Consider the following 14,412-nt stretch of genomic DNA (forward strand, 5'->3'; position numbering starts at 1 on the left):
CGGCGAGACTATTAGATGGGTCGCGCCAGACGGCTTTGCAATGAATATCGACGGCCGAATCGGCTATATTCCGTGCAGAAACAATGGATTCGCCTATGCCGCTGATTCCAGGCCCCTCATTGACCGGCGAAACCATCCGTCGCCCTCACCAGCGCGTCGATAATCCCCGGCTCCGACGCCGCGTGCCCAGCATCGTCGATCAGTTTGAACTCCGCTTCCGGCCACGCCTTATGCAATTGCCAGGCGGTTTTTACGGGGGTGCAGGCGTCATAGCGCCCCTGCACGATCACGCCGGGAATATTCCGCACACGGTCGATATTGGCGAGAATTTGATCGTCGCGGTCAAAAAAGCCGCCATGCTGGAAGTAGTGACATTCGATGCGCGCGAAAGCGAGGGCGAAGGCGTCGCTTGAAAACGCCTGCACGCGCTCTTCCGACGGCAACAGCGAAACCGTGCCGCCCTCCCACATGCTCCACGCCTTGGCCGCGCGGATCTGTTCCGCGCGGTCGCTTCCCGTCAGGCGCTTGTAATAGGCGGCGATGAGGTCGCTGCGTTCATCTTCGGGGATCGGCGCAAGATAGCCTTCCCACAGATCGGGAAAGAGCCAGCTCGCCCCTTCCTGATAGAACCACAACAGCTCTTCCCGCCGCAGGGTGAAAATCCCCCGCAAGACAAGCTCGGTCACCACGTCGGGGTGGGTCTGCGCATAAGCAAGGGCCAGCGTCGAGCCCCAGGAGCCGCCAAACACCTGCCAGCGCTCTATGCCCAGATGCCGCCGCAATTTCTCCATGTCCTCGACAAGATGCCATGTTGTGTTGTCGGTCAGATCGGCGTGCGGGCGCGACTTCCCGCATCCGCGCTGATCGAAAAGAACAATGCGGTAACGCTGAGGGTCGAAATAACGGCGCATGGACGGGGTGGAGCCGCCGCCCGGTCCGCCATGACAAACGACAACGGGCTTACCGTCGGGCGCGCCGGAAACTTCATAATAGAGCTCATGAACATCGCTGACGCGCAGCATACCGGCGTCAAAGGGCTCAAGAGGCGGATATAAATTGCGAACTACGGACATTTCCCTGCTGACAACCCTTTTTCAATCGGTTAGCGTTTAGTGGGGAGAGACATGGGTAACAAGTCTTTCTGTGGGATAAGAGTTTGGTGATCAGGGGCGTTCAGACTGCAAAGTCGTTTATTGGGGCGTTTGCAGCGATAGTAATAGCAATGGCGTTTACCGGCGGATGCGCGGTGAACCCCATTTCCTCACACTCCAGCGTCAAGCATCAGACTGTGGCCGAGCGCGATCTCCTCGCCGACGCCGCCGAAGCCGTGGCGGATGCGCCATGGCCCAAACCGGAACCGGTTTCCTTTGTTTCCCGCATCACGGCCGGCGCGATCGATGACGGCTTCACCAAGACAGACGCCGCCGAAGTCTACGCCAGCAAGCTACAACCAGCCGGCGCGCGCTTTTCCGTGCTGGAGGCTGACGCCGGCGCCAATCTCAAAGCCGCCGACCAGCTTTTGAACATCGCGGAAAACGCCGTCACGGCGCCGCGCCTGACGGGCAATGACGTCGCCATGGTCGAGGACGCCATTCAGGCGCTCCGCGAGAACCGGCAGATTTATGTAAACGCCGCCCACCAGATCGAAAAGCTGGGTGAAACAGTTGACGATGATCGCCTGGACGCAATTCGCGAAGCCTACAATCACGCCATCCGCGATCTCGGCGAAGCCGCTGACGCGCTTGCCGACCGGCTCGACCGCGACCAGTCGGAAAATTACGCTTCGCCGACAAAGCCGCGCATGCACAACCTTTCCGGCGTCTAAACGCTTTCAAGATCCTGAAAAATGCAAATGGCGCGCCCCATAAAGGACGCGCCATTTTGTTTCGTCATTAAAAGAGACTATTCCGCCGCCGCAATGCCGGATGCGCCAAGCGCGGCGACATCCTCGACATATTCCTGACGCTTGCGCTTGTTGATTTCGTCAAACTCTTCAGCGCGGTCATTGTCGTTCTTCATCAGCTCGCCATAGTCCACGTCTGCGAAGCCGAGGACGCCCATTTCGCCATAGGCCGCCTGAATTTTATCAGACCACAAGCCGATATCGCGCACGATCGGCACGATGCGCGAGAACAGCATGGTGCGGAACATCTGCTGATAGCCCGAGGCCATTTGCGCTTCGACGATTTCGTCCACCGGCAGCCCGAGGCTTTGATAAAGCTCGCGCGCTTCGAAGCGGTCGCGCATGTGATAACAGGCCTCGACCAGAAACTCTTCGCGCTCATCTCGCTCTTTTTCGGTGAGTTGCGGATAGTAATCCTTCAGCGTCAAACGCCCAAAGGCGACATGCCGGGATTCATCCTGCATCACATAGGCGTTGATCTGTTGCGCCAGCGGATTGCCCGCCGTCTCGCGGATATTGTTGAAAGCGGCAAGCGCCAGCCCCTCAATCACCACCTGCATGGCGAGATAAGTCATATCCCAGCGCGAGTCGCGCAGCGCCTGATCCACAAGCGTCTGCAAAGGATGCGTCATGGGATAGGCGACGCCGAAACATGTCAGGAGTTTTTTGTACGCTTCTACATGGCGCGCTTCGTCCATCACTTGCGTTGACGCATAGAACTTGGCGTCGAGATCCGGCACCTGCTGCACGATCTTCGCCGCACAGATCAGCGCCGCCTGCTCGCCCTGCATGAATTGCGAAATCGTCCAGGCCTGATTGTGACGGCGGAGCTCGGCGCGCTCCTTGTCATTCATCTTCTTCCAGACATCCGTGTGAACAAGACCGCCCATTTCATCGGCGATGCCCATGGGATTGTCTTCGCCAAGCTCAAGCGACCAGTCGATGCGCTCCAGCGCATCCCACTGCATGTCCTTGCCCTTCTGATAAAGGTGCATCATCTGCTTGCGGCCGTCGTCATATTCCCAGTCGAAAGCGGTTTCGAAATCCTGGGGCACGGTCCAGACCGGATCGATATCGGGGATCGGATAAAGCTCGCGCAAAGACGCCATGATATTTTCTCCCAAACTGGCTCAAAGCCGACAGGAGGCCGCGCGCTGATGTTTTTCCTTCTGACGCTACGGTCGGCGCGCATGCCCGGTGCGATTACACTGACCAGTTTACCTGTGGAGTGTCAAGAATTCCTTATGCGCTTTGGCTTTTCTAACCAAAATATTATGAATTCTTGGCCTTATCTAGCGGCACGCCGTAGAGCTCCAGCCGGTGATCCACGAGCCTGAAGCCGTGTTGCTCGGCGATCTTTTTTTGCAGCGCCTCGATCTCTTCATTCACAAATTCGATGACTTCACCGGATTTGAGGTTGATGAGGTGGTCGTGATGCGATTCCGTCGCCTCTTCGTAGCGGGCGCGGCCGTCCTGAAAATCATGCCGCTCAACGACCCCGGCCTCCTCAAACAGACGCATGGTGCGATAAACGGTGGCGATCGAAATCTTGTCATCGATCTCTGTGGCCCGGCGGTGGATCTCCTCCACATCGGGATGATCCTCGGCGACGGACAGGACGCGCGCGATCACCCGGCGCTGCTCTGTCATGCGCATGCCTTTGGCGACACAGATTTTCTCGAGCCGATCCATGTAGTCTCCTTGATCCGGCGCAGGCTATGAGCGCCTTTATCGCCGCCGCCGCCGCGCCATGCAACTCGAAAGCGAACCGGGCGGGCGCGCTACAAGTCGAGCGCCATCACCACCGCATCGCCGCCATCGCGGTAATAGCGCCGGCGCTCGCCCACTTGCGCAAAACCGGCGCGGGCGTAAAGCCTTAGCGCGCCTTCATTGAGGGCGTCGACCTCCAGAAAACAACGCTCCGCGCCTGATGTCCGGGCCGACTCCAGAACGCCATCCAGCAACGCCCGGCCGAGCCCGGCCCCGCGCGCCGCGCCGACAACCCCGATGGTGAGCACTTCCGCTTCCTCACCAAGGTCGCGCCAGACCGCAAAGCCTTGCGGCTCCGCTTCGCTTTCGCCGCCAAAAAGAACTGTCACGCGCGGCGCAACAAAACTCTCGCGCACGCTGTCCGCGCCCCAGCTCCGCCCGCCAAAGGCGAGCGCCTCGAGCCGGGCGAGCGCATCGGCGTCTTTACGGCTGGCAGGCCAGATCCGCCACGCTGTCATGGCGCTGCGCCGCCGAAGAGAGCGGGCTTGCCCGGCTTGGCGTCGGGCGGACGCAGATAGAGCGGGGCCGGCGGCCCATCAGGCGCGGGTGCGCTGGCGGCCAGGCGGGCGACAATCCTGGCGTCGATCTCCTCGCCGCCCGCCGAAACATCCCAGCCGGCAGCCGCCACGCCAAGGAGCCCCGCCCCCGACCCGATGACGCGAACTTTAGCCCCGGAGACCTTTTCTTCCAGTTTTTTCAAAGCCTCTTTCGGTTCAGAGACAAAGGGCGGAAGGATAATCTCGCCCCCCTTTCCATAAAGGGCGGCGTAGACCTGATCCCGCCTTGCATCGATTACCGGCGCGACCAGCCCGTCGCCCCAAAAGGGGGCCGCGAGCGCCGCAAGGCTAGTGATCCCGAGAATGGGGATGCCTGTCCCAACGCCAAGCCCGCGCGCGAAAGAAAGGGCCACCCTGACCCCGGTAAATCCCCCGGGCCCGACCACAACGCCAACCCGGTCCAGATCACGGATCGAAACGCCCGCTTTTTTCAGCGCCGACGCCGCCATAGGCGCGAGCCGCTCCGCATGGCCGCGCTCCATCCCGACGGATTCATCCCCCACCACCTCATCGCCTCTTATGATAGCGACCGAGCAGCGTTGAAGCGCCGTATCCAATCCCAAAACCAACATAGGCGCCTCCATAGGGCGCCGACGCCCTTCCGCAAATCCCTGCACGCTCAGTTGAAAGGAGGCCTCATGGCCGACCCGACCGAATTCCAGTTCGACCTGCCGCCTGATCGCAATGGGGCGCGCATCCCGCTCGCCGAAGACATTCACCGGACCGCCTGGGCCGCCGCTGGCGGCTGCGCGTCATTGCGGGGGGCGCCGCCGGAGGAAGCGATCCGCGTCATCGTCATCCACGCGACAGCGGGCGCGTCAACGGCGGGCGCCGTTTCTGTCATGGAGGAGGGCCGCGCGAGCTTTCACTGGATTGTTCCAGGTAAGGATGAAACCGCCCATGGCGAGCATGTCTGGGCGACCTGTCCTGAACGCCTCGCCGCATGGCATGTGCGAAAATCCTGCGCCCACCCCGACATCTGCGCCGGCGCGACAAACATCAACCGCCTGTCGCTCGGGATTGAAATCGTCAACCGGCAGAATGGGGAGGATCCATTTTCCAACTGGCAGCTCGAAGCGACAGCCGGGATTATTCGCTACGCCGCCGGAAAATACCCGAACCTTTCCCATGTGGTCAGCCATGCGCGCCTTGACCCATCGCGGCGCACCGACCCCGGCGAGAACTTTCCGTGGACGGAATTTAAAAGACTTGTGCTCGGTTAAGGGCGGCGCGCAACAAAAAGCGATTGACCGAAGAAATCGACCGGGCCTTCCAATATCTCCCAGCCGTGAAAAAGATGATTTCTAAGCCAGCTTTCCGGGTGATAGGCGACATAGGTGCGTGAGCCTTCCTTGACCCGCCCGCGCACAACCAGCTTGCCGGCGTCAAATCGCGCCCGCTCTTCCGGCAGAAGCTGGTCCGGCGCGAGATTAACATGAAAGGCGCCGAGGAAAACGCCGCCCGGCGCCAGCACACGGGCGATGTCATGCATCCATGCGTCATGGGCCTCTTCAGAAAGATGGGTGAAAACCGACAGCGCATAAAGCGCATCGAAAGACGCGGCGGCGGCAGGTAAGGGCGGCATCAGGCCGTTATGGAAAAACTGCGCATCCTTTATATTTTCCGTACACCAACGAATAGCGCGGTCATTATAATCAAAACCGGTGCGGCGATAGCGATCCGGGAGATGACGCAGCACACGCGCAAGCCCGCACCCCCAATCGGCAACCCGCGGCGTATCCGTCTTTACATGCGCATCAATCAGTCCGGCGAGCCTCTCCGCCGTCGCCTGTCCGGTCTTCCAGTAAAGCTCGAAGGAGGTGTGGCGATACATGTCATGCATCCACCAGAGCGGCGGCGGGATAAAATCAGGACGGGCTTTCCGGAACCTCGCATTGTCTTCCGCGCTCGCCCATTTGGAGCGCATGAACCGCAGCGCATCGAACGCCGGCAACAGGCCGAGTGCGCGTGCAACAGAGACAAGACGCTGTTTCACAGCCGTTTCCAAATGGACTTAAAGAACCTGGCAGGCGTCGTCGAATTCCAGCCGCGGCGAGCGCGGGAAGAGATTTTCATCGGTGCCGTAACCGATATTGCACAGAAAGTTCGACTTGTAGCTGGTGCCGGCGAAGAACTCCTTGTCGACGCCTTCATTGTCGAAACCGGACATGGGCCCGCAATCGAGGCCAACGGCGCGCGCCGCAATCATGAAATAGGCGCCTTGAAGCGTGCCGTTGCGAAACGCCGTTGTCTTGATCAGCTCGTCATTGCCGGTGAACCAGCTTTTCGCGTCCGTATGCGGAAAAAGCTCCGGCAACTTTTCGTAGAACTCCATGTCATGCCCGATAATGACGCAGCAGGGCGCAGCCATGGTTTTCGCTTTGTTGCCCTCGCCGAGATGCGGCTCAAGCCGCTTTTTCGCCTCATCGGACGCCACAAAGACAAACCGCGCCGGCGAGCAATTGGCCGAGGTCGCTCCCCATTTCATGAGATCGTAAACCGCCTGCATCAGGGGGCGCGTCACCTTGCGCTCCTCCCAGCCATTATGGGTGCGCGCATCGCGGAAAATAATATCGAGGGCCTGGTCGTTGATCATCTTGTCGGACATGAGGGGCTTGCTCCATCGGCTCTTGGCTCGCCGCCCTTCATGCTATTTTTCATAGCGAAAGCCAAGCTCAACCGCGACCTGATAATAGGCGACCTTGTTATCGTCGATGAGGCCGCGGGTTTCCGTCACTTCGAACCAGTCGAGATTTTTCAGTGTTTTGGACGCTGTCGCGATGGCGTTTTGAATGGCGTCCTCAATGGAGGATTTCGAGGTCCCGACGACTTTCGAGACGGCGTAGACATTATCTGACATGAGGCGTTCCTTTCCATTTCTCGCGCATAGAGCGCTCAGGAAGGGAACACGGCGTCCGCCGCTGAAGTTCGGCTTACAGGGTGAAGATTGGCGGCGCTACGCCGCCTCGACGCTGGCGACCTCGGGCACATAGTGCTTCAGCATGTTCTCGATCCCGCTTTTGAGGGTCATGGTCGAGGACGGGCAGCCGGCGCAGGCGCCCTGCATGGACAGGAAGACGACACCGGTGCGCGGCTCATAATGCTTGAAGACGATATCGCCGCCGTCAGCGGCGACGGCGGGACGCACCCGCGTTTCGATTAGCTCGATGATCTGCTCGACAATCTCGCGGTCTTCGCCCTCATAGTCTTCAACCGGCGTCGCCGGGGCGGATGACGGCGCGGCGGCGCCCTCCGCCAGAACCGGCAGGCCGGCGGCGAAAAAATCGGCGATGGCGCCGAGCAGCGTCGGCTTGATGTGCACCCATTCGACGGCTTCGGCCTTGGTCACCGTGATGAAGTCCGCGCCCAGATAAATCCCCATGACCCCGTCCGTCTCAAACAGCATGGCGGCAAGCGGCGAAGAGGCGGCGGCTTCGATGGTCGGAAAATCGATCCCCAGGGCGCCCTGCCCCAGAACCGGCTGTCCGGGCAGGAACTTCATGGATTGCGGGTTCGGCGTGTCTTCGGTCTGAATGAACATCGGATACTCTCTTCTTTCCGGCCTCCTACCTAGGGACGAAAAGGCCGGACCGCAACGCCGCAGAAGGCGTGGAATCCCTAGACGGCCTTCATATGTTCGCGAGAAATCAGAATAACGCTGGCCAAAACAACGCCAAAACCTAGCAGATGAAGCCAGCGGAAGCTCTCTCCGAGAAGGATGTAAGACAGGACCAGCGCCGAGACGGGCATCAGGGCCATAAACACCGCAGCGACGGAGCCTTGCGTGCACGAAAGGCCAACATACCAGAGCGCCGTGCCAAGCGCGAGCGTGCCTGCGCCGTACCACGCCACCGCTATCCACTGGCCTGCCTTCACCATGCCGGGATTGAATGCGCTCCACTGAAAAACCGACAGCAGCGCAAATAACGGGATCGCCGCCAGCGAAGCCAGAAATGCGACAACCACCGGGGAAAGATCTGCGCTCACCTTGCGGCCAAGGAGCGTGTAAGCCGCCTCACAACACACGGCCGCAAATATCAGCGCCATGCCGGCAAGCGCCGCCCCGCCGCCTTCATCGCCGGCAGCGCCAGTAGCATGAAGCAGCACGACCCCGCCGACCGCCAGGGCGAGCGCCACCAGTTTTCGCGCCGTTGCGCTTTCACCGAAAAAGACAATCGCACCCAGAGCCGTAACCGCCGGTGTCGTCGCCATGACGACAGCGCCGCCAACGCCTGACAACATGCGCATGCCGTAAAGCATGAAGGCGGAAAAACCGACCATGCCGAAAAGCACGATTGCGCCAAGGGCGATGACATCCTTGCGGCTGGCCTTTTTCACTTCATTGAGACGCCCCAACGCAAAGGGGGCCAGCGCAAGGGCGCCGATGGAGACACGCAGGAGGGACGCTACGAAAACGGGCATGGCGTCAGTGACGATCTTGGACACCGGCGTAGCCGATCCGAAAAGGATCATGCCCGCAGCAAGCAACATGAAGGAGAACCTGTCTCTTTCGCCCGGCGTTGTTTGGTGGCCCATACAAGCTAAACGAGAATTTCAGGAAATTGTTCCATGCCTGCCGTTCCCTGAAGGATTGCGGGCGATGCATGACCCGCGTATGCCTCAATCCACTCACCAGACAGCCGGAAACGCCTCCCCATGGACGACAACACGACGAAATACACCGATCAGGAAGCCCTGGACTTTCACAGCCGCGGCAAGCCCGGCAAGCTCGAGATCACGCCGACCAAGCCCATGTCGACCCAGCGCGACCTTTCTCTCGCCTATTCGCCAGGCGTCGCAGCGCCGGTGCGCGCCATCGCGGAGGACCCGGACAAGGCTTACGATTACACGTCCAAAGGCAACATGGTGGCCGTCATCTCCAACGGCACGGCGATCCTCGGCATGGGCGATCTCGGCGCGCTGGCGTCCAAGCCTGTGATGGAGGGCAAGTCGGTTCTGTTCAAACGCTTCGCCGATATCGACTCGGTCGACCTGGAAGTGGATACGAAAGACCCCGAAGCCTTCATCAACGCGGTTAAACATCTCGGCCCCGCTTTCGGCGGCATCAATCTCGAAGACATCGCTGCGCCGGAAAGCTTCATCATCGAACAGCGCCTCAAGGAACTCATGGACATCCCCGTTTTCCATGACGACCAGCACGGCACGGCGATCATCGCCGCCGCCGGCCTCTTGAATGCGCTCGACGTCACCGGCAAGTCGATCAAGGACATCAAGGTCGCTGTATCAGGCGCGGGCTCGTCAGCGCTTTCCGTGATCGGCCTGATCAAGGCCATGGGCCTGCCCCACGAAAACGCCTTTGTCTGCGATTCCAAGGGCATTCTCACCAAGGGCCGTCAGCTCGATCAATGGCGTTCGGCCCACGCCGTCGAAACGGACAAGAAAAGCCTCGCCGACGCCATGGACGGCGCCGATGTGGTCATTGGCCTTTCTGTCGCCGGCGCGATTTCCCAGGACATGATCAAGTCCATGGCGAAAAACCCGATCGTCTTCGTCATGGCGAACCCGACGCCGGAAATCCTGCCCGAAGAAATCCAGGCCGTGCGCGATGACGCCATTATCGCCACCGGGCGGTCGGACTATCCGAACCAGGTGAACAATGTTCTCGGCTTCCCCTACATCTTCCGCGGCGCCCTTGATGCGCGGGCGCGCACGATCAATGAAGAAATGAAAATCGCCTGCGCCGAAGCGCTGGCGAAACTTGCGCGCGAGGATGTGCCCGACGAAGTCGCCGCCGCCTATGGCAAGCGCCTGAAATACGGTCCCGGCTATATCATCCCGGCGCCGTTCGATCCGCGCCTGATCTCCGAAATTCCGCCGGCGGTCGCGAAAGCCGCCGTCGACAGCGGCGTCGCGCGCAAACCGATCGAAGACTTTACCACTTATAAAAACACCCTCGCCGCGCGCCTCGATCCCGCAGCTTCGTTCCTCCAGCGCATCTATTCGTCCCTGCGCGCCACAGAAACGCCGAAACGGGTTGTCTTTTCAGAAGGCGAAGAGGAGGCGGTCATCCGCGCCGCCTATGGTTTCCAGCAGGAAAATCTTGGGCGCGCGATCCTGATCGGCCGTGAGGAGTATATTCGCCAGGGTCTGAAAGACGCAGGCCTGCCCGAAGACGCAGACTTCGAGATTCATCATTCCCGCACAGCAAAGCACAGCGATCTTTATACGGAATATCTCTACAAGCGGCTTCAGCGCAAAGGCTATCTCCACCGCGACGCTGTGCGCCTCGTCAATACGGACCGCAATGTCTATGGGGCCTGCATGCTCGCCCACGGGCACGCCGACGGCATGGTCACGGGCGTCACCCGCCATTACGATGTCGCCCTCTCGAATGTGCGCCTCGCCCTCGACCCGCGTCCCGGCGAACGCATGATCGGCGTCTCGATCATTCTCACCAAGAACCGCACGCTTTTCGTCGCGGACACGAATGTGACCGAGCTTCCCGGGCCGGAAGACCTTGCGGAAATCGCCATGCAAGTGGCTCACGCTGCGCGCCATCTCGGCTTTCCGCCGAAAGTCGCGTTCGTTTCCTATTCGAATTTCGGCAATCCCGACACGGAGCATTCGCGCCGGGTCGCGGGCGCCGTGGAAATTCTGGACAAGCGCGCTGACATCGATTTCGAATATGAAGGCGAGATGACACCGCGCATGGCGCTGAACGAGAAAGTGCGCGCAATCTATCCATTCTCACGCCTTAAAGGCGAGGCGAATGTGCTGATCACGCCCGGCGTTCATTCCGCCGCGATCTCTACAAAGCTGCTCGGCGAAGTGGGCGGCGCACTCGTTCTGGGCCCGGTTCTCATCGGACTTGAGCGGCCGGTGCAGATTGCCCAGGTGGGCGCCCCCGTGGGCGATCTTGTCACGCTGGCGGCGATGGCGGCTTACGAGCTTGACGCCGAACACCGCAACTGGGCCGAAAAGACGGCTTAAGGCCGATTAGCATTTTATGCGTGCTACGCGCTTATATCTGTCGTTAAACCTTTCTAAACGCACCTAGTTCGCTTTTCACGACGCAATTTTCGACGAACCGTTCAACGCGTACGGCGAAACGGCTTTCAAAAAATCATCCGTATTCCTATTATCTTTTTATCAGAGCCAACGGCGCGTGAGAGCGATCGGCGGCTTTGTGGCCGCGGGGCGCGGGTCAGTTTCAACAACAAAGGCGAAATCGCCAAAGGAGAAACCCCATGCCCCTCAACGCAAAAGCTCTTAAAATTTCTGCGCTGTCCGCTATTTCCGCACTTGTCGCCGTCACGGCGGCGCAGGCTGGCGACAGCGTTTCATTCAGCTACAAGACAAGCGAACTGGAATCGACCGCTGGCGTCTCAAGCCTTTTCCAGCGCATTGAAAACCGCGCCGAAAACCTGTGTGCGGCGGACGCACGCGCGCTTTACGCCAAGAAAACCGCCCAGACCTGCACAGAAAACCTGGTCGCTGACTGGATCGCAGAGATCGACGATTCACGTCTCAACCGTCTGCACGCCCAAAACGGCGCGCCTCAGGTTGCGTCGGCGAACTAGGCCGGCGCAGGCTTCGTCAGCATTGCGACAGAACGACTACGACTGCCGGGCAAGGAGCCTCCGAGTCTTGCCCGGCGACATTGAAACGCCGGCGGCAGACGGCGTTTTTCGATCGCAAGCTGGCGAAGCCGCCTTTTTTCAGGCGTGTTTCTTTCTAAACCGCGCCGACTGTTTCCTGACCATTCGTTCCGCTATTGGCCGCGGCAAGGTGCGCGCAAGCCAGGCGGCGAATTTGTTCCAGGCGCCGGGCACGTAAACAGCGCGTTTGGTTTCGGCCGCTTCAATGGCGCCCTCAACCACGGGCTCGGCTTCCATGAACATGTATTTCGGAAGCTGTGAGACCAGCCCGCGCGTATTATTGGCGTCATGAAATTCGGAATAAGTGAAGCCCGGGCATAAAGCTGTCGAATGAACGCCGGTCCCGTCGCATTCGGCCGCAAGCGATTGCGCGAAACTGACCAGAAACGCCTTTGACGGACCGTAAAGCGTGTGACCGGCGGAACCGGGAACAAGACCGGCAAGCGAAGCCACCTGAATGATGCGGCCGAAATCGCGCTCCCGCATGCCGGGCAGGAAAAGCCGCGTCATCTGCGCATAGGAAACGAGCATCAATTCAAGAAAAGCCCGGTGCGTCGGCCAGTCATTATCGGTGTAAGAGCCCGGCATACCGAAGCCTGCATTATTGACCAGGATATCGACCGGCGTTCCTTCCGCCGCCAGCGCGTCGAAAATCATTTGCGGCGCGGAGGGCTCTGAAAGGTCGGCGGCGAGGATGCGCGCCGTGACGCCATGGGCTTTTTCAAGCTCTCCGGCGAGCTCCCTGAGACGGTCTTCACGCCGCGCAACGAGAATGACATTGGCGCCTTTGGCCGCGTAGGCCCGCGCGAAGGTCGCGCCGATGCCTGCGGAAGCGCCTGTGATGAGCGCCCATTTGTCTTTGTAATTCATGACTATTGTCTAGTGCGGTCCGCCCATAGGGTCCATGGCGGCGAACAGCGTTAACGGGCGGCGACGTCTTAGCACGGGGCTTGCATGGTAAACTCCGCCGTCCTGCGTGATTTCCTTGCCAACGCGCCAAGGCTATCATCGGCGGTGGAAGGATGACGGAACGGCCATGGACAGCATCGAATTCATCTTGATTGTCGCGACTTTCGCTGTCGTCATCATCTGGTATTTGCGCAACGCCGAGGCGCGTTCCGACGGCCTTCTGGGCTTTCTCGCCCTGAAAGACGACCCCGACATCGTCAAGCATGGACGCCGCCCTTCCTATCGCCTCAAGGACCGCACGGCCCGCAAGCCAGCCGGGCTTCGAGACAGCCGTGAGGAAAAAAAGGCCGCATCAACCACCACTTCAACCTATGTCCAGAAAGACGATGACGAGGCCGCGCGCAGGCGCTTTCGCCGTCAGGATGAGGCGCGCTATCGCGTGAAAGACAAGGCCGCGAAATTCAAGCCGGCGACAGGCCGGAGCGCCCCCGGAGACTAATGCCCTGACGCGGCTAACCGCCGATGCTTTGCGCAACCAGCGGCAGGCCCATGGCCAGCACAACACTGACGATAATACCCACCGTCGCCTTGCCGATATCGGTCAGGACAATCTTCGCCGTGGCTTGAGGGGAACGGACCTTGTCGAGGGTGGCGACCGCAAACTCCCGGCCGGCGATCAGCCCCAGAAACACCCAGGTCGTCGACATGGGGATGTTGTTCAGTTCCTTGAAGTAGAAGAGCAGCGTCGCATAGGTGAAGTCGATGATGGTCGCCGAACGAATATCGGTGATGTTCGTTTTCGACTTCAGCACCTTTTGCACCGGACCGCCGCCGTTCCAGAATGTATAGGCGAGCAGCACGACGATGCCGGCGATGGCGATGCCCGCTTCATAATGATTGAGCGCCGGGGCGCCCGCCGCATCGACGCCGCGCGGCAGGAAGATGAAGATATTGGCGAAATCCTGCATCAACCAGACGGACCAGAGATAGCCTGTGGAAATCCACTGCAACAGCACCCAGATCGGCGCATGCTGTTGCTCCGACGTTTTCAGGAACCAGCGCTCCAGTGTCGGCGCCAATGCGACATAAATGACCCCGCCGGTGACGAAGGCGACCGCATACCCCATCAGCGACTTCATCAGCATGGAATACATGCCGTCGAGGGTCGCGAAAATCGCGAGGATCATGAAGCTTGTGGAAACCGGAATGCCGAGACGCGTGAGCAACAGGAGCGCCAGCGGCGGCACGGCGTGATACCATTGCGGTTCGAAGATCGGATATTTTTTGACGTTGTCGAGACGGCCATAGGACGGATCGCCGCCATTGGTCATGTAGCCATAGGCGAACACGATCACGAGCACGGTCGCGGCGAACAGGAACAAGGCCCACCAGGGCAGGCGCCGGTTCGAGTTGATAAAGGTGCCGAGAGTCTGGAGCGCGTCATTGCCCACAACGGCGTAGGCCGCAAACGCAAAACCAATCGCGGCCCAAAATCCAATGTCGATGTCCATAACAGCCCTTCTCAGCCGTGCAGACGGACCCCTCGGCGCCCAACACAGATGCACTGGGCGCGCCGCCTGTCAAAATCGCGCGCACCCTCTATTTTTTATGTTTCACTATTGTGACAAAGGGGCGGTTTTTGCCACAAGTCTGG

Annotated in this window: 17 protein-coding genes; 5 read left to right on the forward strand and 12 right to left on the reverse strand. The window is 60.1% G+C overall.

Annotated elements, in window-relative coordinates; translation table 11 throughout:
- Nucleotides 1–116: 116 nt before the first annotated feature.
- Nucleotides 117–1,073, reverse strand: coding sequence for a prolyl aminopeptidase (gene pip, locus ACFC5L_RS02385; RefSeq protein ID WP_375201882.1), 957 nt, complete (start codon nt 1,071–1,073; stop codon nt 117–119).
- A 215-nt stretch (nt 1,074–1,288) separates the two neighbouring features.
- Between pip and ACFC5L_RS02390 the strand changes: the two genes are divergently transcribed.
- A complete protein-coding gene (locus tag ACFC5L_RS02390; protein WP_375210733.1) occupies nt 1,289–1,825 on the forward strand; it encodes a hypothetical protein in 537 nt (178 codons plus the stop codon).
- A gap of 77 nt (nt 1,826–1,902) precedes the next feature.
- Here the strand turns inward: ACFC5L_RS02390 and ACFC5L_RS02395 are convergent, their stop codons facing one another.
- The 4 genes from ACFC5L_RS02395 to tsaB all read right to left on the reverse strand — a co-directional run bounded on the left by ACFC5L_RS02395 (nt 1,903) and on the right by tsaB (nt 4,802).
- Complete coding sequence (locus tag ACFC5L_RS02395) at nt 1,903–3,012, reverse strand: ferritin-like domain-containing protein (RefSeq protein ID WP_375201880.1); 1,110 nt, start codon at nt 3,010–3,012, stop codon at nt 1,903–1,905.
- 163 nt (nt 3,013–3,175) lie between these two features.
- Nucleotides 3,176–3,595 carry a Fur family transcriptional regulator gene (locus ACFC5L_RS02400; protein WP_375201879.1) on the reverse strand — a complete coding sequence of 140 codons (420 nt, stop codon included), beginning with the start codon at nt 3,593–3,595 and terminating at the stop codon, nt 3,176–3,178.
- 89 nt (nt 3,596–3,684) lie between these two features.
- Nucleotides 3,685–4,131, reverse strand: coding sequence for a GNAT family N-acetyltransferase (locus ACFC5L_RS02405; protein WP_375201878.1), 447 nt, complete (start codon nt 4,129–4,131; stop codon nt 3,685–3,687).
- On the reverse strand, nt 4,128–4,802 hold the full coding sequence (gene tsaB, locus ACFC5L_RS02410; protein WP_375201877.1) for a tRNA (adenosine(37)-N6)-threonylcarbamoyltransferase complex dimerization subunit type 1 TsaB: 675 nt from the start codon (nt 4,800–4,802) through the stop codon (nt 4,128–4,130). Before tsaB ends, ACFC5L_RS02405 begins: the two co-directional genes overlap by 4 nt.
- A 66-nt stretch (nt 4,803–4,868) precedes the next feature.
- Here tsaB and ACFC5L_RS02415 point away from each other — a divergent pair, with 66 nt between their 5' ends.
- The gene (locus ACFC5L_RS02415) at nt 4,869–5,453 is read left to right on the forward strand and encodes an N-acetylmuramoyl-L-alanine amidase (protein ID WP_375201876.1); all 585 of its coding nucleotides are present in this window, start codon (nt 4,869–4,871) and stop codon (nt 5,451–5,453) included.
- Here the strand turns inward: ACFC5L_RS02415 and ACFC5L_RS02420 are convergent.
- From ACFC5L_RS02420 to ACFC5L_RS02440, 5 genes are all read right to left on the reverse strand, one after another.
- Nucleotides 5,450–6,226, reverse strand: a complete 777-nt coding sequence (locus ACFC5L_RS02420) for a class I SAM-dependent methyltransferase (protein WP_375201875.1) — start codon at nt 6,224–6,226, stop codon at nt 5,450–5,452. The two genes, ACFC5L_RS02415 and ACFC5L_RS02420, sit on opposite strands and share 4 nt — an antisense overlap.
- An 18-nt stretch (nt 6,227–6,244) precedes the next feature.
- Nucleotides 6,245–6,838 carry a malonic semialdehyde reductase gene (locus tag ACFC5L_RS02425; RefSeq protein WP_375201874.1) on the reverse strand — a complete coding sequence of 198 codons (594 nt, stop codon included), beginning with the start codon at nt 6,836–6,838 and terminating at the stop codon, nt 6,245–6,247.
- A 42-nt stretch (nt 6,839–6,880) separates the two neighbouring features.
- Nucleotides 6,881–7,090, reverse strand: coding sequence for a dodecin (locus tag ACFC5L_RS02430; RefSeq protein ID WP_375201873.1), 210 nt, complete (start codon nt 7,088–7,090; stop codon nt 6,881–6,883).
- Nucleotides 7,091–7,186: 96 nt separating this feature from the next.
- A complete protein-coding gene (locus tag ACFC5L_RS02435) occupies nt 7,187–7,771 on the reverse strand; it encodes a NifU family protein (protein WP_375201872.1) in 585 nt (194 codons plus the stop codon).
- 77 nt (nt 7,772–7,848) lie between these two features.
- Complete coding sequence (locus ACFC5L_RS02440; protein ID WP_375201871.1) at nt 7,849–8,721, reverse strand: DMT family transporter; 873 nt, start codon at nt 8,719–8,721, stop codon at nt 7,849–7,851.
- A 165-nt stretch (nt 8,722–8,886) separates the two neighbouring features.
- Between ACFC5L_RS02440 and ACFC5L_RS02445 the strand changes: the two genes are divergently transcribed.
- A complete protein-coding gene (locus ACFC5L_RS02445; RefSeq protein WP_375201870.1) occupies nt 8,887–11,181 on the forward strand; it encodes an NADP-dependent malic enzyme in 2,295 nt (764 codons plus the stop codon).
- Nucleotides 11,182–11,438: 257 nt separating this feature from the next.
- Complete coding sequence (locus ACFC5L_RS02450; RefSeq protein WP_375201869.1) at nt 11,439–11,771, forward strand: UrcA family protein; 333 nt, start codon at nt 11,439–11,441, stop codon at nt 11,769–11,771.
- Nucleotides 11,772–11,909: 138 nt separating this feature from the next.
- Here the strand turns inward: ACFC5L_RS02450 and ACFC5L_RS02455 are convergent, their stop codons facing one another.
- The gene (locus tag ACFC5L_RS02455) at nt 11,910–12,719 is read right to left on the reverse strand and encodes an SDR family NAD(P)-dependent oxidoreductase (RefSeq protein ID WP_375201868.1); all 810 of its coding nucleotides are present in this window, start codon (nt 12,717–12,719) and stop codon (nt 11,910–11,912) included.
- 166 nt (nt 12,720–12,885) lie between these two features.
- On the opposite strand from ACFC5L_RS02455, the gene ACFC5L_RS02460 reads away from it, so the two are divergent.
- Nucleotides 12,886–13,257, forward strand: coding sequence for a hypothetical protein (locus tag ACFC5L_RS02460; RefSeq protein ID WP_375201867.1), 372 nt, complete (start codon nt 12,886–12,888; stop codon nt 13,255–13,257).
- A 13-nt stretch (nt 13,258–13,270) separates the two neighbouring features.
- Here ACFC5L_RS02460 and ACFC5L_RS02465 read toward each other — a convergent pair whose 3' ends face one another.
- The gene (locus ACFC5L_RS02465; RefSeq protein ID WP_375202355.1) at nt 13,271–14,263 is read right to left on the reverse strand and encodes a hypothetical protein; all 993 of its coding nucleotides are present in this window, start codon (nt 14,261–14,263) and stop codon (nt 13,271–13,273) included.
- Nucleotides 14,264–14,412: the final 149 nt, after the last annotated feature.

This window comes from Hyphococcus sp. (assembly GCF_041986965.1).
Lineage (GTDB): Bacteria > Pseudomonadota > Alphaproteobacteria > Caulobacterales > Parvularculaceae > Hyphococcus.